This window comes from Ectothiorhodospira sp. PHS-1 (genome assembly GCF_000225005.1).
GTDB lineage: Bacteria > Pseudomonadota > Gammaproteobacteria > Ectothiorhodospirales > Ectothiorhodospiraceae > Ectothiorhodospira.
The window spans coordinates 45,639-63,592 of record NZ_AGBG01000017.1 but is presented as its reverse complement, the minus strand read 5'-3'; the positions used below and the strand labels follow the sequence as shown (position 1 = coordinate 63,592).

Genomic DNA, 17,954 nt, shown 5'->3' with positions numbered 1-17,954 from the left:
GGGGATACCCCAGGGTCTGACGCCCCATGTTTATTCAGCGTTCATGGACGCAATGCCGGGCGCAGCCACGGAGGAGCAGGATCCCGGATCTTTTGAAAGTGAATATAACGTGATTAAACCCTCTCGGCCCAGTTGCCGGATTGAAATTCCATGACGGGGCGCACAGCCGTTACGGATTTACCGTTCCATCACCTCAGAGCAAACGGGCCACCCATAGCCGCGCGCGCAGCCCCCAGCCGGTGGTGAATCCCCGCTCCCGGAACCGGACGTTACCCTCGGCATCCAGCACAAAGCTGGCCGGCACGGCCCCCACGCCGAAGCGGGCCGCCAGGGCGCCGTCCTCATCGGCGATCACCGCCTGGGTATAGCCATGCTCCGCCATGTAGGCCGCCAGCGTGTCGGCGTCGCCGGACTGCATGGCCACGGTCAGTACCGGCCACGACCGGCTGATGGACTCGATGCTGCCCTGCTCCAGACGACAGATCCCGCACCAGGTCGCCCAGAAATGCACCAGCACCGGCGCGCCCTGGTAATCCGCCAGGCTCACCGGAGTGCCGTCCAGCAGCCGGGCCTGAAAATCAGGCGCCTCGCCGCTGATCATGTCCCGCTGCAGCCAGGCCTTCAGGGCCAGAAAGATCAGCAGCACGATCAGCAGTTCGATGGCCAGTCGCCGCCAGCGGCGCCCCTTGGCGGGAGACAACTCCGGCTTACTCATATGGGCAACCTATTGTTTTTGATTAACAACATTAAGAGACACCACCACGGATTCAGCAGACAACGCCACTGAACGGGCATAATATCTTCCGGTCCAAACACGATGACCGTAAATAAACACACCCGATTTCCGCACCCGAGGGGCGCTTCGGGCCTCCAGTCGGGCCAGGATCGATTAAGATCAATTAAGGTAGCACCCTGCATGCCCAAGGGGATTCAAGATTCATGACCGCAGTCACCGCACAACCCCTCCGCCACTTTCAGGTACCCGAAACCGCCTGGGTGGAGAGTCACATGCCCCGCTTCACCGGCGCCGAGCGCGACGCGGTGATCGAGCGGATCAAGACCCTGCTCAAGGAACGGGATGCCGTGCTGGTCGCCCACTACTATGTCCATGAAGACCTGCAGCGAATCGCCGAGGAAACCGGCGGCTGCGTCTCCGACTCCCTGGACATGGCCCGCTTCGGCCAGGAACACCCGGCCTCCACCCTGGTGGTGGCGGGGGTCCGCTTCATGGGCGAGACCGCCAAGATCCTCAGCCCCGAAAAGACCGTGCTCATGCCCACCCTGGAAGCGGAATGCTCCCTGGACCTGGGCTGCCCGGCGGATGCGTTCGAGGCCTTCTGCGACGCCCACCCCGACCGTACCGTCGTGGTCTACTCCAACACCTCCGCCCGGGTGAAGGCACGCGCCGACTACGTGGTCACCTCCAGCATCGCCGTGAAGCTGGTGGAACACCTCAAGGCCCAGGGCAAGAAGATCCTGTGGGCGCCGGATCGGCACCTGGGACACTACATCCGTGAAACCACCGGCGCCGACATGGTGCTGTGGGATGCCACCTGCGTGGTCCACGACGAATTCCGCACCCGCGGCCTGGACGACCTCAAGAAGGCCCACCCGGAAGCCGCCGTGCTGGTCCATCCGGAATCCCCCGCCGGGGTCATCGCCCAGGCCGACGCCGTGGGCTCCACCTCCCAGCTGATCAAGGCGGCCCGAGAACTGCCCCACCCCACCCTGATCGTCGCCACCGACAGCGGCATCTTCTACAAGATGCGCCAGGCGGCCCCCCACAAGACCTTCATCGAAGCCCCCACCGGCGGCCACAGCGCCACCTGCCGTAGCTGTGCCCACTGCCCCTGGATGGCCATGAACGGCCTGCACAACCTGCTCCAGGTACTGGAACAAGGCGGCAATGAAGTCCAGGTGGACGAGTCCGTGCGCGAGGGCGCCCTGCGCTCCACCCAACGCATGCTGGACTTCGCCCGGCAACTGCAGACCCCCGTCCTGGGACGCGGGGACGCCTAGGCGTCCCCGTCCCGCACGCGGCCCGCGCCATGATCCCTCCGGCAACGCGTCAACCCGCCATCCCCATGGAGGTGTTCAGGAAGCTGGTGACCTCGCTCTCGCCGGAGGAACTGGCCCGCCTGCCCCCGGAAAAGCTGCCCGAAAACATCCCCCTAGATCTGGTGGAAGAGGCCCCGCTCTACTCCCGGCGCGCCCTGGAAAGCCTCATCCTGGCGGCCAACGCCCATCACCTGGAACGTCGCCTGGACTTGCAGGCGCGTTACGGCGACGAAGTGATGGCCGCCCTGGACAAATCCAGGCTGACGGGCAATACCGCCAACGTGAAGATCTTCCACTACAAACTGGAAGATCTGGAACGCCTGCATGGCCGCTGGCAGGCCGATCAGGAACCGATCCTGCTGGATCGGCTGGGTCAGGCCATCCGTGCGCTGAACGCCCTGCTGCTGGACGTGCGGGCGGAAAACAGCGATGCCAGCATGGCCGCCCAGCTCCTTCGACACCAGTCCGCCGACGGAGAACACGCGGAAACGATCCGGCAGGCGATCGTCAAGCTCCATCAGCATAGTGAGCGCATCGAAAACCTGCTCAGCCGCTACTTTCGTGTGCGGCTGGACATCGTGCAGCACGAGATGCACGACAAGCTCCAGCAGGTCAGCCGACTGGACCATCAGGCCGAGACACTCCGACAACAGATCGAACACCTGCGCACGGAGCTGGAACAGACCCAGACCCTGTGGCGTCGCACGGTCAAGAAAAACCAGACCAATCATCAGGCCGAACACCTGCAGTCCCGCATCAGCGCCCTGGTGGCGGAACAACGCGCCCGCGAGGTGAGCATTTCCGAAAACCAGCTGACCCTGTGGCTGGATGCCCTGGTGGACGCCGCCCTGCACCCGCGAACCCGAAACAACCTGCCCATCGGCCAGTCCGACGCCCGCATGGCCCTCTACGCCCTGCTCAACCGCTACTGCCAGCAGCAGGAATCGTCCGCCATGCAGATCGCCCGCAACCCATTCCTGCAGGTCGACCCGGCCCAGGCGATCCGCTTCATGCTCCTGTCGGAGCAGTTCATCCTCGATTACTTCAGCAAGAAACGAAATGAGACCACCGCCTGGATCAGCGACGTGGCCCAGGTACGCAGCGAGGACCTGGACGGACTGGAGCGGATGATCCTCGGCGAACTCAAGAAATCCAGCCGGTTCCGGCGCCGGGGCGGCTGAAGCCCTCGGTCCGGCCCAGTTAAAAACCGACCAGTCGGTTTTTAACGTGATACAGATCAAGACCCGGGGGCAACGCAGCGTGCCACACTCACCAAGGTACCCCCTGCAACGCCACACAGGTCTGCATCATGCGCCCCCCTCTCAAGACATTGAGTATTGTCGCCACCGTTCTGGTGGTTGCCGCCGGCACGTTCTACGCCTGGATGCAGTATCAGGACGGCGCCACCCACCCGGGTCTTGCCTCGGGCAACGGCCGCATCGAGGCCACCGAGATCGACGTGTCCACCAAGATGCCGGGGCGCGTGGCGGAGATCTTCGTGGAAGAAGGGGATTTCGTCACCACCGGACAGGTACTGGCGCAGATGGACACCCGCTCCCAGGAAGCCCAACTGGCCGAGGCTCGCGCTCATCACCAGCAGGCACTCACCACGGTGCTCAGCGCCAAGGCCCAGGTGGCCCTGCGCCGCAGCGACCTGGCCGCCGCCCAGGCCCTGGTGGTGCAGCGGGAAAGCGAGCTGGACGCCGCCCAGCGCCGGCTGGTCCGCTCAGAGAGCCTGTCCCAGCGGGGCGCCATCTCGGAACAGATCCTGGATGACGATCGCGCCCGCACCCAGAGCACCCGCGCGGCGGTGGATGCAGCCAAGGCCCAGGCGGAGGCCGTACGCGCCGCCATCGCCGCCGCCGAGGCCCAGGTCACCGGTGCCGAATCGGGCGTGACCGCCGCCGCCGCCACCATCACCCGCATCGAGGCAGACATCCAGGACAGCCAGCTCACCGCCCCCCGGGACGCCCGGGTGCAGTTTCGGGTGGCCCAGCCAGGTGAGGTGCTGGGGTCCGGCGGCCGGGTGCTCAATCTGGTGGACCTGAGCGACGTGTACATGACCTTCTTCCTGCCCACCGAGCAGGCCGGCCGGGTGGCCCTGGGCAGCGAGGCCCGCATCATTCTGGACGCCGCCCCCCAATATGTGATTCCCGCCCACATCTCCTTCGTGGCCAGCACCGCCCAGTTCACCCCCAAGACCGTGGAAACCGCCTCCGAACGCCAGAAACTCATGTTCCGGGTGCGGGCCCAGATCGACCGGGAACTGCTGCAACAGCACCTCACCCAGGTGAAGACCGGCGTGCCCGGCATGGTCTGGGTGAAACTGGACCCGCAAACCCCCTGGCCTGACTCGCTCGTCGCCCGGGTACCCCGCTGATGAACGCCGCCCCCGTGGTTGCCCGGCTGCAAGGGGTGGGGCTGGGCTACGGCCCGGTCATCGCCCTGCGGGATATCGACCTGGAGATCCCCGCCGGCCGCATGGTGGGCCTGATCGGGCCGGACGGGGTGGGCAAGTCCAGCCTGCTGGCCCTGCTGGCCGGCGCCCGGGCCATGCAGACAGGACAGATCACGGTCCTGGACGGCGACATGGCCGACCGCCGTCACCGGGAGGCGGTCTGCCCCCGCATCGCCTACATGCCCCAGGGACTGGGGCGCAACCTCTACCCCACCCTGTCGGTGGAAGAAAACCTGCAGTTCTTCGCCCGCCTGTTCGGCCACGACGCCCCCGAACGCCGCCGCCGCATCGACGACCTCACCGGCAGCACCGGCCTGCAGCCCTTCCTGAGCCGCCCGGCGGGCAAGCTCTCCGGCGGCATGAAACAGAAACTGGGCCTGTGCTGCGCCCTGATCCACGATCCCGACCTGCTGATCCTGGACGAGCCCACCACCGGCGTCGATCCCCTGGCCCGCGCCCAGTTCTGGGACCTGATCACCCGCATCCGCAAGGATCGCCCGCAGATGAGCGTACTGGTGGCCACCGCCTACATGGACGAGGCCCAGCGTTTCGACTGGCTGGTAGCCATGGACGAGGGCCGGATTCTGGCCACGGACACCCCGGCGGCCCTGCTGGCCAACACCGGCAGCCAACACCTGGAAGAAGCCTTCATCAAGCTGTTGCCCGAGGAAAAGACACGGGGCCACGAGCCGGTACGCATCCCGCCTCTGGAAGACGAGGAAGCACGCGACGTGGCCATCGAGGCCCGGGATCTGACCATGCGCTTTGGTGACTTCGTCGCTGTGGACCAGGTGAGCCTGCGCATCCGCCGAGGGGAGATCTTCGGCTTTCTGGGCTCCAACGGCTGCGGCAAGACCACCACCATGAAGATGCTCACCGGCCTGCTCCCCCCCAGCGATGGCCAGGCCTGGCTGTTCGGGCACCAGGTGGACCCGCGGGACATCGACACCCGCCGCCGGGTGGGCTACATGTCCCAGGCCTTCTCCCTGTATGGGGAACTGACGGTGCAGCAGAATCTGGTGCTGCATGCCCGCCTGTTCCAGGTACCCGAGACAGAGATCACCGCCCGGGTGGACGAGATGGTCCAGCGCTTTGACCTGGAAGACGTACGCAAAAGCCTGCCGGAAAAACTGCCCCTGGGGATGCGACAACGGCTCTCCCTGGCAGTGGCCATGGTCCATCGCCCCGAACTGCTGATCCTGGACGAACCCACCTCCGGGGTGGACCCCGTCGCCCGGGACAATTTCTGGCGCCTGCTCATCGACCTGTCCCGGCGGGACAAGGTCACCATCTTCATCTCCACCCACTTCATGAACGAGGCCGAACGCTGCGACCGCATGTCCATGATGCATGCCGGCAAGGTGCTGGACAGCGACGTGCCCGCCCGGCTGGTGGAAAAACGCGGCGCCGACAGCCTGGAACAGGCCTTCATCGACTACCTGATCGAGGCCGGCGCGGGCACCGATCAAGCCACGGAGGACGACAGCCACGAGCCCCCACCCACGCCGCAACCGCCCCCCGCCTCCGCGCGCAACCGCGGCCCCCGGTTCAGTCCGCAACGGATGATCAGCTACCTGTGGCGGGAAACCCTGGAACTGCGCCGCGATCCGGTCCGGGCCTCCCTGGCCCTACTGGGCTCGTTGATCCTCATGGTGATCATGGGGTTCGGCATCAGCCTGGACGTGGAAGACCTGCAGTACGCCGTGCTCGACCATGACCAGAGCACCCTCAGCCAGCAGTACACCCTGAACCTGTCCGGCTCCCGCTATTTCAACGAACGGCCCCCGATCCGGGACTACGCCGACCTGGACCGACGCATGGTCAACGGCGAACTGACCCTGGCCATCAAGATCCCGCCCGGCTTCGGGCGTGACCTGCTGCGGGGTCATCCGGTGGAGATCGGCATGTGGATCGACGGCGCCATGCCGCGACGGGCGGAGACCGTCCGCGGCTATGTCCTGGGCATCCACCGGCAATGGCTGCTGGAACAACAGGCCCTGCGCCTGGGCACCGCCGCGGCCACCCCCGTCGCCGGGATCGAAACCCGCTTCCGCTACAACCCGGACGTGCGCAGCCTGCCCGCCATGGTACCGGCGGTCATCCCCCTGCTGCTGCTCATGCTGCCGGCCATGCTCACCGCCCTGTCGGTGGTGCGGGAAAAGGAAATGGGCTCCATCACCAACCTCTACGTCACCCCGGTCACCCGCGTCGAATTCCTGCTGGGCAAGCAGATCCCCTATGTGGCCCTGGCCATGGTCAACTTCCTGCTCATGGCCCTGCTGGCAGTGACCCTGTTCGGCGTGCCCGTCACCGGCAGTTTCCCCACCCTGCTGCTGGCGGTGCTCATCTTCAGCATCATCTCCACCGGCATGGGCCTGCTGGCCTCCACCGTCACCCGCAGCCAGGTGGCCGCCATGTTCCTGGCCATGATCGGCACCCTGATCCCCGCCATCCAGTTTGCCGGCATGATCCACCCGGTGAGTTCCCTGGAAGGCGCCGGCCGCTTCATCGGCGAGATCTACCCGGCCACCCACATGCTCCTCATCACCCGGGGCATCTTCAGCAAGGGCCTTGGCCTGAGCGACCTGTACGCCATCTTCTGGCCCATGCTGCTGGCGGTGCCGGTGATCATGGGGCTGTCCATCCTGCTGCTGAAAAAGCAGGAGCGCTGACCATGCGCCGCCTCATGAACATCCATCGCCTGGGCGTCAAGGAACTGTGGAGCCTCCTGCGGGACCCGATCATGCTGGTCCTGATCCTCTACACCGTCACCATCTCGGTGTACACCGCCGCCACCGCCCTCCCCTCCGGCATCAACATGGCCGCCATCGCCATCGTCGACGAGGACCAGTCCCCCCTGTCCGCCCGCATCGCCTCGGCCTTCTATCCACCCATGTTCGAGCGACCGGCGCTGATTACCTGGGCCGAGATGGACCCGGGCCTGGACGCCGGACGCTACACCTTCGTGCTCAACATCCCGCCCAACTTCCAGCGGGACGTGCTGGCCGGACGCTCGCCGGACATCCAGCTCAACGTGGACGCCACCCGCATGAGCCAGGCGTTCATCGGCAACACCTACATCCAGCAAATCGTCATGGCGGAGGTGCAGGAATTCGTGCAGCGCTACCGTGACGCCACGGGGCCACCGGTGGATCTGGCACTGCGCGCCCGCTTCAACCCCGGCCTTGACGAGGTCTGGTTCGGCGCCCTGATGCAGATCATCAACAACGTCACCCTGCTCTCCATCATCCTCACCGGCGCCGCCCTGATCCGGGAGCGGGAGCACGGCACGGTGGAACACCTGCTGGTGATGCCGGTCACCCCCGGTGAAATCATGCTGGCCAAGATCTGGTCCATGGGCCTGGTGGTCCTGCTGGCCGCCACGGCGTCCCTGTTCCTGGTGGTGCGGGGCCTGCTGGGCGTGCCCATCCAGGGCTCGGTGTCCCTGTTCCTGCTGGGCGCCGCCCTGCACCTGTTCGCCACCACCTCCATGGGCATCTTCATGGCCACCCTGGCCCGCAACATGCCCCAGTTCGGGATGCTAATGGTCCTGGTGCTGCTGCCCCTGCAGATGCTCTCCGGCGGCATCACGCCACGGGAAAGCATGCCCGAGCTGGTGCAACAGGTGATGCTGGTGGCCCCCACCACCCACTTCGTGGAACTGGGCCAGGCCATCCTCTACCGGGGCGCCGGCCTGGACGTGATCTGGCCCCAGTGCCTGTTCCTGCTCCTGATCGGTACGGTACTCTTCAGCGTTTCCCTGGCCCGCTTCCGCAAGACCCTGGGGCGCATGGCCTGAAGAACGCGCGCCCCCCATACCGGCAACCGGAAAGTCATCATGTCCAGCACCGTCGCCCCCCGGCCTCCCGCCAGACGCCGCCGCCTCGCCGCCGAAGAACGCATGCGGCAGATCATCGAAGCGGCCCTGATCGAGTTTTCGGAGAAAGGCTTCACCGCCACCCGGATGGATGACATCGCCGCCCGGGCCGGTCTGTCCAAGGGCGGCCTCTACGCCCACTTCAAGAGCAAGGACCAGATTTTCGAGAGCCTGCTGTTCAAGGTGCTCAGTCCCAGTTTCAACAACCGCAAATGGATGCTGGACGATGGTGACACCCTGGCGGAGGTGGTGGACGCCTTCATTGCACACACCTACGACCGGGTTACCGACCCGGATTTCATCGCCGCCCTGCGCCTGCTGATCACCGAGAGCCACCGCGCCCCCCACCTGGTGGACTACTGGCGCCGCGAGGTGCTGGACATCTATCTGAAGGAACAGAAGACCATGCTGGAGCACTGCCGCGCCCGGGGCCTCGTACGCCACAGCCCCCTCACCCAGCAGGCGGAACTACTCATGGCCCCGGCCCTGTACGCCGCCATCACACGGATGATCTTTGGAGAAAAAGCCACCCAGGCCAGCCTGAAAGACCTCAGACGCGCCCATGCACAACTGCTGATGGAATTGCTGGAGCCGGTGGAGGCGTGAAAATCGTCACAAAATGAACTAGCCTTGGTAGCAGTGTGGATTTTCGGCAAGGAGCCGGAGGCATGGAGATCAACAGGGCCGGTGCAATACCGGCCAACTGTGTGCTGACGCATCTTCCCGCCACCCGCCCCGGGTGGCGATGGGACCGTGCCGGTGAAGCGGGTGGGCTTCGGCGGTGGGTTTTTCTTTGGGTTTCCTTTCATTGATTCGTGAGTTTACATGCGGGGCTGGCTGGGGCCAGGGGGTGTCTGGTGCCCGGATGGGGGTGGCAGATGGCGAGGATTTATTCTGTATATCACCGATATGGAAGAGTCTGTCTTTCCTGGGAAAGGCCGACTCTGTCTAATCTCTGTTAGGGGCTACAAAGGGAGTCAACAATGGCTGATGGTCTGATGGAGCCTATTCCGGTGCGGTACGAAGGAATCGATGCCGTAGAACACGAGATCGAGCTAGGCCTTCTTGGTGAGTCATTGATTGGAGTGTCGCGAATCATCTCTGTATGTGCCAATTTCGTCGTAACGGGCGAATATCGGTTTCATTACGATTCGCATCAGATTCGGGTTGTTACGAAAGAGCCCCAAGCAAAGTGTTTTGAGCTTCTGGCGTTCATTAAGGCGGTATCACAACATCCTATATTTCAAGGTTTTGCTGGTTCTGTCGTAGCAGCGATCGTCGCCTATATTGTTGCGAAAAAGAGCAAAGAACCAACAGAAGCCGAAAAGCGCCTTCTCGCACTTGAGAGCCAAATAATGGAAAGCGGTATGCGTGATCGGCTTGTTGTCATGAAGATGCTCTCACTCATCGAAAAAATGGCCGATGATCTTCATCCGGCTCTAAAGCAAGCCGTTGCGCCAGTAAATATCACATGTGAAACGCTGCAAATAGGGCGCAACGAATACTCTCCATTACTTATAAATCCTGAGAGAAAGCGCAGAATTCTAGAAGAAGAGCCTATAGAGCTTGGTGATGAAGAGGAGTTTCATGTGTTCATTACTGAATTCGATAAAGAGAATGCAACATGCAAAGTGCGCTTTTCTCGGCATGGAGAGGAAAAACGGATTCCAGGATCTGTGGCTGACCCATCGGGTAAAATCATTGATGACCCTTACTCTTTGGCAATGGCGAAAGCGCGGGAAATAAAGGTGGTGGGGAAACTTGAATTTCAGAATGGCGAGATCAAGAGATTGCATATTCTTGCAATTCGCCCCTAACAAGTCGCTCGTTCGGACGCAAACTACGCTGCGCTTCGTTTGCGCCGCACAGCTTGGTCGTTGGGCGTCATGAAACTACGAGAAGATAGAGATACGCTGGATATAGCAGAAGCAATTGCAAAGATTGCTGCGGCCGTGCTGGTGCCTGTGGTTATCGCGTATTTCGGATGGTCCTATCAAGCGCAACTCTCAGAAACTGGGCGGCAAATTGAACTTGTCCGTATGGCGGTGGATGTGCTCAAAGATCTAGGACCCACAAGTTCAGAGCTTGAATTTTGGGCTAAGGAAGTTCTTGAACAAGAATCACTCACTAAGGCGCACCTAAGGAAAATTGAAGCAGAGGCGCAGCAATACTCATGGTCAGCATTCTGCGTTGATTCGGATCACCCGCTGCTTGAACGGCCTGGGCCAGTTCCAAGACTTGAAGGAGAAACTTGGCGCGATGTGGCTGTGTATGCTGTGACATTGAAGAATGAGCTTGAGATGAGTCATATTCTTCACAACGCTACGCTGGACTGGATCGAGAACGCACAGAAAATCCAATGCCCCATAAATGGACGATGATCTGTGGTACTGAAAATGCAGCCCAATCGGATAGCCGGGGGTTTTTCTCCCCCGGCCTCCACAACACCCCGCATGCGGGTCTCTCTCGTTGCCGGAGGTTCGGGCCTTCACCGTGTCTCAGCCATTACTGAGCATTGCTCATTCCGGCTCTTTCAGTAAGACCTCAGTTCGACTACCATTCAGCTCGATTCTCACAGGGACACCAATCCAGGTTGCAGCACTCCTTCGGCACCCCCGTTCCCGCTGGCGTTGAACCATGCCGGCATTCATTCATGTTCGTTAAAGAGGCTTTCCACATTGGATATCCCACGTATCTTTAACATTACCGAAAGTGCTCACCGCATTCATAATCCTTTCACGCCAGAAAAGTTCGCCACCCTCGGCGCTGTGTTGCGCCTTGAACCCGGAACTCGCCTGCTCGATCTCGGCAGCGGTTCGGGCGAAATGCTCTGCACTTGGGCACGGGACTTCGGGATTACCGGCATCGGTGTCGATATGAGCCAGTTGTTCAGCCGGCAAGCGAAACTCCGCGCTGAAGAACTCGGTGTCACCGATAAAGTGGAATTCATTCATGGCGATGCTGCCGGCTATGTCGCCGACATCAAGTGCGATGTGGCTGCGTGTGTCGGTGCCACATGGATTGGTGGCGGAGTTGCCGGCACCATTGAGCTTTTGGAAAAGAGTCTCAACAGCAACGGAATCATCCTCATCGGTGAACCCTATTGGCGTCAGTTACCGCCGTCGGAAGAGGTTGCCAAGAAGTGCTTTGCCAATTCTATCTCGGACCTTCATGGGCTCCCTGAGCTGGTTGCGTCTTTTGACGAGCTCGGCTACGACGTAGTGGAAATGGTTCTGGCGGATCAGGAAGGTTGGGACCGATACGAGGCGGCCAAATGGCTCACCATGCGCCGGTGGCTTGAAGCGAATCCCGATGACGACTTTGCACAAGAGATTCGATCCCAGCTGAATGAAGCCCCCAGGCGCCACGTCGCATACACGCGTGAGTATCTTGGATGGGGGGTATTCGCTCTGATGGCACGGTGATGAGGGTCTGGCAATCCGGATAGTTTGAGGAATCTCGGGAGCACACGGCGATCATGGCCATGTGCTTTCGGCAGCTGGAGAGTGGGCTGCCGATATCCCGAAAGCATGTTTGTCGGTTAATCTCTTTTCCGAGCTTCATCCCACGCCTCCGATCCGGTGCCTCATGCTCTTCACCTGCCCTGCCTGCAAACGGAAGACCATCTTTTTCCCCACCGTGCTATTGCATGTCTGGGGCAGATGGCCCCACTCCGCGGCCAACCGGTTCGAGTGTACCCATTGCCACGCGGAACTGGCCTGCTACTACTCGCCGGTACCCTTCCTTTTGCTCGGCGCCATCCTGCAGATCCTGATTCTGCAAAGCGGCGCAATCAGGGATCTCTGGATGGGGGCGCTGATCGCGGCCGGGCTGGCGTTGTTCTTCTTCCCCATCCGGGAGGCGTCGAACATGTCGCTTCTTTTCCATCGTTTTCCGGTGCGCCAGTTCAACAATCCCTTCGATCAGGGCTTTTACTACATTGAGAGTAGGTTGCTGTCGCAGTGGGTGTTCGTGCTGGTGGCCGGGCTCACGCTGAAGTCGCTGGTCCAGGCCAACCCCGGGGCCCAGGCCCATGCGGGCTCGATGGTGTTTCTGCTGTTGGCGGGGGTGGTGGGTCTGGCTGCCGCCATTGCCTATGGCTTTGCCATCTATCGGATCGGTCGGCATGGCACGCTGCCGCGGGTCGGTGTGAATGTGGCTCTGATGATCGGGGTGGTGGTGATGGTGTATAACTGGCGCCAGGGTGGCGGCCCCCTTTAATCGTGGCCACTGGATGGATTCCCGCTTTCGCGGGAATGACGCGTGAACCCGTGATGCTCCAGGGCGAATGACGAGTGATGACACAGGATCAATGGCTCATTCTGACCATCCTGACCGCAACGGTCGCCATGTTCCTGTGGGGACGCTGGCGCCACGACATGGTGGCGGCCGGTGCCCTGCTGGCCTGCGTGGTGGTGGGCCTGGTGCCCGCCCGCGATGCCTTCGCCGGGTTCGGCCACCCGGCGGTGATCACGGTTGCCTGCGTGCTGGTGCTCAGTCGCGGCCTGCAGACTTCGGGGGCCGTGGACGTGCTGGCGCGCACCGTGTTGCCGGCCCAGTCCGGACGCATGCTCAGCCTCATGGCGCTGATGGGCCTGGGGGCCTTCCTGTCGGGGTTCATGAATAATATGGGGGCCATGGCCTTGCTCATGCCGGTGGCGATCCATCTGTCCCAGCGACTCGAACTCACCCCCGGACAGGTGCTCATGCCGCTGGCCTTCGGCACCATTCTCGGCGGCATGACCACGCTGATCGGCACCCCGCCCAATCTCATCGTCTCCGGTTTTCGCGCCGAAACCGGGCTGGGCAGTTTTGCCATGTTCGACTTCACGCCGATCGGGCTGGCCGTCGCACTGGCGGGTGTGCTGTTCGTCGCCCTGATCGGCTGGCGACTGGTGCCGGCACGCAAGCAGTCAGGCATCGAGGGCTTCGAATCCGGCGCCTATATCACCGAGGTGCGCGTCCTGGAAGACAGCAAGGCCGCGGGTATGCGGCTGCGGGAGATCGAGGATGCGCTCGCCGATGTCGATGCCCAGATCATCGGCCTGGTGCAGAGGGAGGTGCGCATCATCGCCGCCAATTCGTGGCGCAAGGTGCATGCCGGCGACATCCTGATGATCGAGGCCGAGGCCGACGCGCTGACCGATGTGCTGTCCATCCTCGGCCTGAAGCTGGAAGAGGAGGTCAAGCCCGAGAAGGACGAGATCCCCGAAGCGGATGCAAAGGCCGATACCGCCGCGGCCAAGGACAAAAAAGGCAAGGATGCGGACACGCCCCGGAAACGGGACGACGGCGACGGTGATGACATCGAGGCCGCCGAAGCCCCGCTGAAATCCGGTGACATCGTGCTGATGGAACTGGCGGTACTGCCCAACTCGCCCCTGTCCGGACGCTCGGCCAGCGACATCCTCCTGCGCACGCGCTACGGAGTGAACCTGCTGGCCTTGTCCCGGGAGGGCAAGCGTTCGATGAAGCGGCTGCGTTCGATGGCGATCCAGTCGGGCGACCTGCTGCTGATGCAGGGTCCGCCCGAGTCCATCTCGGAGTTTGCCTCCGACAATGCCTGCGTGCCCCTGGCCCAGCGGGAGCTGCGCATCCCCAACAAGCGCAAGATCTGGGAGGCCAGCCTGATCATGCTGTTCGCGGTCGGCGGTGCCGCCTTCGGGCTGCTGCCGGCGGCAGTGTCCTTTGCCATCGGGGTGCTGGCTTCCATGGCCCTGCGCACCGTGCCGCCGCGAGCGGTGTACGATGCCATCGACTGGCCGGTGATCGTGTTGCTGGGTGCCCTGATCCCGGTGGCGGGGGCGATGGAGGCCACCGGCACGGCGGACCTGATTGCCCGCCTTCTGATCGAGAACGTGGCGCAGGGTCATGCCGTTGTCGGGCTGGCGCTGATCCTGGTGGTCACCATGTTCCTGTCCGACCTGATGAACAATGCCGCCACCGCCGCCGTGATGTGTCCCATTGCCATCGGCACCGCCGCCGCCCTGGGCGTGAGTCCCGACGCCTTCCTGATGGCAGTGGCCATCGGCGCCTCCTGCGCCTTCCTCACCCCGATCGGCCATCAGAACAACACCCTGATCCTCGGTCCGGGCGGTTTTCGCTTCAGCGACTACTGGAAGCTGGGCCTGCCCCTGGAGATCATCGTGGTGGCGGTCTCGATACCCCTGCTGCTGGTGGTGTGGCCGCTGTGAGAGATCGTCTTCCCTACACCAGCCGCAACGCCTGGCGGAACAGCCCCTTTAACGGGGGCTCCAGAAAGGATCTGGCCTCGCCGGGCGCAATCTTCCTGTCGCGGCAGAAACAGGCCAGGGCATAGGCGATCTCCGGGCGCCCCAGCGAGGCGGACCGGTCGATGGCCGGACCGGCGCATTTGCCGCATCCACCCACCCGGCTGATGAAGGCGGTGTTGGCCAGGAAGATCCCGAATCCCATCCAGACCGCGACCAGCTCCGCCACGTGGGCCTCGTTGCCCTCCTGGGCCGGTGCCGGTCGGGCACGCGTGTACATCCACCATCCGGCCAGATCCCGGGCCAACTGGGCCACCAGAGCCTGACGGTTCGTCCACAAAAACGGGTCGTACTCAAGCACCAGCGGCTCCGCCTCGCTGGGTATCGCCGGAAACCGTGTACCGTCACCGGCCGGCACCAGCCGCATCGGCACCGCTTCAAGCCCGGCATGGCGGCGAATGGCGGTAAAAGTGGCCACGGCGGCCTCGTGGGGTGACTGTACCTGGGCCGGAAAATGTTCGCGGATGGGCATGACCAGGTGGGCCTGGTCCAGGGGACGCAGGTCATCCTGCTGCGCCATGGCCCACGCGTGAACGTCCCGGATCCAGGCACGGGTGGTGTCATCGACGACGGGGGCGCGGCGAAACAGGTTCAGCCAGGCGGGAACGGCGGGATTCAGGATTGAACTCATGGGAGGAACCGGGTGCGGGCATGATCTTCAGATCGTACACTGACTGCTGTGTCTGCGGCGCCATTTGGCCCACTGGTTGTAGGCAAAGTCACCGCAATGGAAAAGCCCCGGCAGACTCAACAGGGCGGCGGTCCTGCCCATGCCCGCCGCGCGCCAGTAACCCAGGGTGGCGGCAAAGCCCACCCGCATCCGTTCACCGTCGAAATAATGGATGCGGGTCAGCAGGGCTTCCAGTGAATAGCCCTCGGGCGGCCGGAAATCGGCGGCGCTGATGTCGATCAGCCGGACCCGCGGCTCCAGACGGGGACGCAGTTTGTTGATTTCCTTCCGGCACAGCCCACAGGAGGCGTCATAGTAAAGGCGAGGTTGCGATTCGGTCGGCACGGTCACCTCCGGGATTCATTCATTTGCGGAAATCGTGTAGAACCATTCTAACCCTCATGCATCCTGATGGCGATGTAACCTTAGTAAATCCGGGTTCTTTCGCGTTGACAGTTGGCGGAACGGGAGCTTGATATGACGGCAGCAAGGGTTGGCTATCACCTGGGCGTCACGTCCCAGGGCCGGGAGGTGGATCAGGACGCCCTGCCCCTGCGCGGACACCTGCCCGACTGGCTGGAGGGGGTGCTGCTGCGCAACGGTCCAGGCCTGTTCGAGACCGGCGACTACCACTGCCGTCACTGGTTCGACGGGCTGGCCATGCTGCAGTCCTTCACCCTGCGAGGCGGGCGCGTGGGGTTTCGCAACCGGCATCTGGCCACTCGCACCCTGGAACAGGCCCGGCACAACGGACGTATCCAGGGTTCAGGATTCGCCACCGACACCCATCGTTCCCTGCTCAAACGCCTGCGAGGACTGGCGCATCCCGTCCTCACGGACAACACCAACGTGAACATTGCCCTCATGGCCGGTCAGACCGTGTGCCTGACCGAAACGCCCGTCCCGACGGCCTTCGATCCGGACACCCTGGAGACACGGGGCGCCCTGCCCTTCACCGACACCACCGAGCTGCACCTGAGCACGGCCCACCCCATGGCGGACAGCCACGGCGGGGATCTCTACGGCTTCGGGATACGGTTCGCCCTCAACAGCGAATACCTGCTGTTCCGCATCCCCGCCGGCACGCGTCGGCGCCGGATCATCGCCCGGTTGCCGGTGAAGACCCCCGCCTACATGCACAGCTTCGCCCTCACCCGTCACCACCTGATCTTGAGCGAATTTCCGCTGGTGGTCACGCCCCTGGACATGCTGATCACGGGCCGGCCGTTCATCGAAAACTTCCGCTGGCTACCGGAGCTTGGTACCCGCTTCCAGGTTTTCGACCGGCAGCGTGGCACCCACCTGGCCACCTGCGTGGGTGAGCCCTGCTTTGCCTTTCACCACATCAACGCCTTCGAGGACCAGGCCGGTCGGCTGCAGGTGGATCTGGCCGCCTATCCGGATGCCGACGTCATCCGCCGTCTGTACCTGGAACCCCTGCGCCGGGGCTGGACGGAGCCGGCCTGCGGCGAGGCATGGCGCTTCACGCTGGATGTCCGCCGGGGCACCGCGACCCGCACCGTGCTCGGTGAACGCGGCCTGGAGCTGCCGCGCATCCATGCCACCCGATGCAGTGGACGGGACTATCGTTACGTCTACGGAACCGGCAACCATGTCCCCGGGGCGCTGATGGATGAACTGGTGAAGCTGGATGTCGGACGCGGCACGCACCTGACCTGGAGCGAGGCCGACGGCTACCCCGGCGAACCGGTGTTCGTGCCCAGACCCGGTGCCACCGAGGAGGACGATGGCGTGCTGCTGAGCGTGATCCTGGACGCCGCCGCCGGCACCAGTCACCTGCTGATCCTGGATGCCCGCACCCTGGAAGAACGGGCGCGGGCCATCCTGCCCATCCCCCTGCCCTTCGGCTTTCACGGAGAATTCCTGCCCGATCACGCCGGGTAGGTGGCCGATTTTGCGAACGGGGTCAGGAAACGAATTTCTCAATCACGCTGTCCGCCCCGATCAGGGGGAGAATGCGGACCAGCACCTGATCCATTACGCCGTTCTCGGCCTTGGTGATGAAATCGGCTTTCCGGTCTTTCCAGGACAGGGTCTGGATCAGGCTTGACGCGACTACGGAAGGCTTGTCCAGATTACTCACGGGAACCTCGGTGGCAGTACCGCGAATGCTTGTGCTGATTGGGCAGCAGATCAGCAATCCAGTCTGCCCGTTGTACTGCCTGGATGACAATACCAGCGCGGGTCGGTATTTTCCGATCTCCTTGCCCTTGGTGGGCTCGAAGTCCAGCCAGACAATATCGTTTCGATCAGGAACGTACTGAACCATCAATCCCCCACCTCGGCCGAGGAGGGTCGGGCAAGCTCGTCCGCGTGAGCACCATGGGCATCAAGCCCTTTCAGCAGCTCGGCTTCCGAGAAGGGAAGGTTGACCTTGCGCGGCGCCTTCTCGGCAGCCTCGATCACAATTTTTCCGGCCTTCACATCAATGGTGATCGGGCTGGAAATGTCCAGTTTGGCTTGAGCCAGAATCTTGCTGGACAGGCGCACAGCCGCGCTGTTTCCCCAACGCTTGATTTGGCTTTGCATATCCCCCCCGGCCAACCGCCATGGACGCACAATGTGCCTACCATAGTCGGC

Annotated in this window: 17 protein-coding genes; 12 read left to right on the top strand and 5 right to left on the bottom strand. The window is 63.1% G+C overall.

Going from position 1 to position 17,954, the window contains the following annotated elements; all coding sequences use genetic code 11:
• Positions 1 to 193 precede the first annotated feature (193 nt).
• On the bottom strand, positions 194 to 715 hold the full coding sequence (locus ECTPHS_RS08740) for a protein disulfide oxidoreductase (protein ID WP_008932369.1): 522 nt from the start codon (positions 713 to 715) through the stop codon (positions 194 to 196).
• Between the two features lie 224 nt (positions 716 to 939).
• On the opposite strand from ECTPHS_RS08740, the gene nadA reads away from it, so the two are divergent.
• From nadA to ECTPHS_RS08690, 11 genes are all read left to right on the top strand, one after another.
• Positions 940 to 2,019, top strand: a complete 1,080-nt coding sequence (gene nadA, locus ECTPHS_RS08735) for a quinolinate synthase NadA (protein ID WP_008932368.1) — start codon at positions 940 to 942, stop codon at positions 2,017 to 2,019.
• 29 nt (positions 2,020 to 2,048) lie between these two features.
• Positions 2,049 to 3,239, top strand: coding sequence for a hypothetical protein (locus tag ECTPHS_RS08730; RefSeq protein ID WP_040405605.1), 1,191 nt, complete (start codon positions 2,049 to 2,051; stop codon positions 3,237 to 3,239).
• Between the two features lie 128 nt (positions 3,240 to 3,367).
• Positions 3,368 to 4,438 carry an HlyD family secretion protein gene (locus tag ECTPHS_RS08725; RefSeq protein WP_008932366.1) on the top strand — a complete coding sequence of 357 codons (1,071 nt, stop codon included), beginning with the start codon at positions 3,368 to 3,370 and terminating at the stop codon, positions 4,436 to 4,438.
• On the top strand, positions 4,438 to 7,188 hold the full coding sequence (gene rbbA, locus ECTPHS_RS08720) for a ribosome-associated ATPase/putative transporter RbbA (RefSeq protein WP_008932365.1): 2,751 nt from the start codon (positions 4,438 to 4,440) through the stop codon (positions 7,186 to 7,188). The genes ECTPHS_RS08725 and rbbA overlap by 1 nt, the downstream gene beginning before the upstream one ends.
• Positions 7,189 to 7,190: 2 nt before the next feature.
• Positions 7,191 to 8,315, top strand: coding sequence for an ABC transporter permease (locus ECTPHS_RS08715; protein ID WP_008932364.1), 1,125 nt, complete (start codon positions 7,191 to 7,193; stop codon positions 8,313 to 8,315).
• Between the two features lie 39 nt (positions 8,316 to 8,354).
• Entirely contained in the window at positions 8,355 to 8,999 is a 645-nt protein-coding gene (locus ECTPHS_RS08710) for a TetR/AcrR family transcriptional regulator (RefSeq protein ID WP_008932363.1), read from the top strand.
• Positions 9,000 to 9,376: 377 nt separating this feature from the next.
• Positions 9,377 to 10,210, top strand: a complete 834-nt coding sequence (locus ECTPHS_RS08705; protein ID WP_008932362.1) for a hypothetical protein — start codon at positions 9,377 to 9,379, stop codon at positions 10,208 to 10,210.
• 69 nt (positions 10,211 to 10,279) lie between these two features.
• Positions 10,280 to 10,774: a hypothetical protein gene (locus tag ECTPHS_RS14605; RefSeq protein WP_141565318.1), complete on the top strand. Its 495-nt coding sequence runs from the start codon at positions 10,280 to 10,282 to the stop codon at positions 10,772 to 10,774.
• A gap of 297 nt (positions 10,775 to 11,071) precedes the next feature.
• Complete coding sequence (locus ECTPHS_RS08700; RefSeq protein WP_008932360.1) at positions 11,072 to 11,818, top strand: cyclopropane-fatty-acyl-phospholipid synthase family protein; 747 nt, start codon at positions 11,072 to 11,074, stop codon at positions 11,816 to 11,818.
• Between the two features lie 322 nt (positions 11,819 to 12,140).
• Positions 12,141 to 12,614: a hypothetical protein gene (locus ECTPHS_RS08695; protein ID WP_141565317.1), complete on the top strand. Its 474-nt coding sequence runs from the start codon at positions 12,141 to 12,143 to the stop codon at positions 12,612 to 12,614.
• 77 nt (positions 12,615 to 12,691) lie between these two features.
• Positions 12,692 to 14,587, top strand: a complete 1,896-nt coding sequence (locus tag ECTPHS_RS08690; RefSeq protein ID WP_008932358.1) for an SLC13 family permease — start codon at positions 12,692 to 12,694, stop codon at positions 14,585 to 14,587.
• 13 nt (positions 14,588 to 14,600) lie between these two features.
• Here the strand turns inward: ECTPHS_RS08690 and ECTPHS_RS08685 are convergent, their stop codons facing one another.
• Positions 14,601 to 15,314 (bottom strand): hypothetical protein, encoded by a 714-nt coding sequence (locus tag ECTPHS_RS08685; RefSeq protein ID WP_008932357.1) that lies wholly within the window; start codon positions 15,312 to 15,314, stop codon positions 14,601 to 14,603.
• A 27-nt stretch (positions 15,315 to 15,341) separates the two neighbouring features.
• Positions 15,342 to 15,698 (bottom strand): thiol-disulfide oxidoreductase DCC family protein, encoded by a 357-nt coding sequence (locus ECTPHS_RS08680; protein ID WP_246828345.1) that lies wholly within the window; start codon positions 15,696 to 15,698, stop codon positions 15,342 to 15,344.
• Positions 15,699 to 15,830: 132 nt separating this feature from the next.
• On the opposite strand from ECTPHS_RS08680, the gene ECTPHS_RS08675 reads away from it, so the two are divergent.
• Positions 15,831 to 17,258: a carotenoid oxygenase family protein gene (locus ECTPHS_RS08675; protein ID WP_008932355.1), complete on the top strand. Its 1,428-nt coding sequence runs from the start codon at positions 15,831 to 15,833 to the stop codon at positions 17,256 to 17,258.
• 22 nt (positions 17,259 to 17,280) lie between these two features.
• Here ECTPHS_RS08675 and ECTPHS_RS08670 read toward each other — a convergent pair whose 3' ends face one another.
• On the bottom strand, positions 17,281 to 17,643 hold the full coding sequence (locus tag ECTPHS_RS08670; RefSeq protein WP_008932354.1) for a type II toxin-antitoxin system PemK/MazF family toxin: 363 nt from the start codon (positions 17,641 to 17,643) through the stop codon (positions 17,281 to 17,283).
• A complete protein-coding gene (locus tag ECTPHS_RS08665) occupies positions 17,643 to 17,903 on the bottom strand; it encodes a MazF family transcriptional regulator (RefSeq protein ID WP_238375882.1) in 261 nt (86 codons plus the stop codon). The genes ECTPHS_RS08670 and ECTPHS_RS08665 overlap by 1 nt, the downstream gene beginning before the upstream one ends.
• Between the last annotated feature and the right edge of the window lie 51 nt (positions 17,904 to 17,954).

Excerpts from the sequence above, each read along its gene's own strand:
- ECTPHS_RS08690 (WP_008932358.1), top strand. The coding sequence starts at position 12,692 with ATGACACAGGATCAATGGCTCATTCTGACCATCCTGACCGCAACGGTC.
- ECTPHS_RS08715 (WP_008932364.1), top strand. The coding sequence starts at position 7,191 with ATGCGCCGCCTCATGAACATCCATCGCCTGGGCGTCAAGGAACTGTGG.
- ECTPHS_RS08740 (WP_008932369.1), bottom strand. The coding sequence starts at position 715 with ATGAGTAAGCCGGAGTTGTCTCCCGCCAAGGGGCGCCGCTGGCGGCGA.
- ECTPHS_RS08705 (WP_008932362.1), top strand. The coding sequence starts at position 9,377 with ATGGCTGATGGTCTGATGGAGCCTATTCCGGTGCGGTACGAAGGAATC.
- rbbA (WP_008932365.1), top strand. The coding sequence starts at position 4,438 with ATGAACGCCGCCCCCGTGGTTGCCCGGCTGCAAGGGGTGGGGCTGGGC.
- nadA (WP_008932368.1), top strand. The coding sequence starts at position 940 with ATGACCGCAGTCACCGCACAACCCCTCCGCCACTTTCAGGTACCCGAA.
- ECTPHS_RS08725 (WP_008932366.1), top strand. The coding sequence starts at position 3,368 with ATGCGCCCCCCTCTCAAGACATTGAGTATTGTCGCCACCGTTCTGGTG.
- ECTPHS_RS08670 (WP_008932354.1), bottom strand. The coding sequence starts at position 17,643 with ATGGTTCAGTACGTTCCTGATCGAAACGATATTGTCTGGCTGGACTTC.
- ECTPHS_RS08685 (WP_008932357.1), bottom strand. The coding sequence starts at position 15,314 with ATGAGTTCAATCCTGAATCCCGCCGTTCCCGCCTGGCTGAACCTGTTT.
- ECTPHS_RS08675 (WP_008932355.1), top strand. The coding sequence starts at position 15,831 with ATGACGGCAGCAAGGGTTGGCTATCACCTGGGCGTCACGTCCCAGGGC.
- ECTPHS_RS08730 (WP_040405605.1), top strand. The coding sequence starts at position 2,049 with ATGATCCCTCCGGCAACGCGTCAACCCGCCATCCCCATGGAGGTGTTC.
- ECTPHS_RS14605 (WP_141565318.1), top strand. The coding sequence starts at position 10,280 with ATGAAACTACGAGAAGATAGAGATACGCTGGATATAGCAGAAGCAATT.
- ECTPHS_RS08710 (WP_008932363.1), top strand. The coding sequence starts at position 8,355 with ATGTCCAGCACCGTCGCCCCCCGGCCTCCCGCCAGACGCCGCCGCCTC.
- ECTPHS_RS08665 (WP_238375882.1), bottom strand. The coding sequence starts at position 17,903 with ATGCAAAGCCAAATCAAGCGTTGGGGAAACAGCGCGGCTGTGCGCCTG.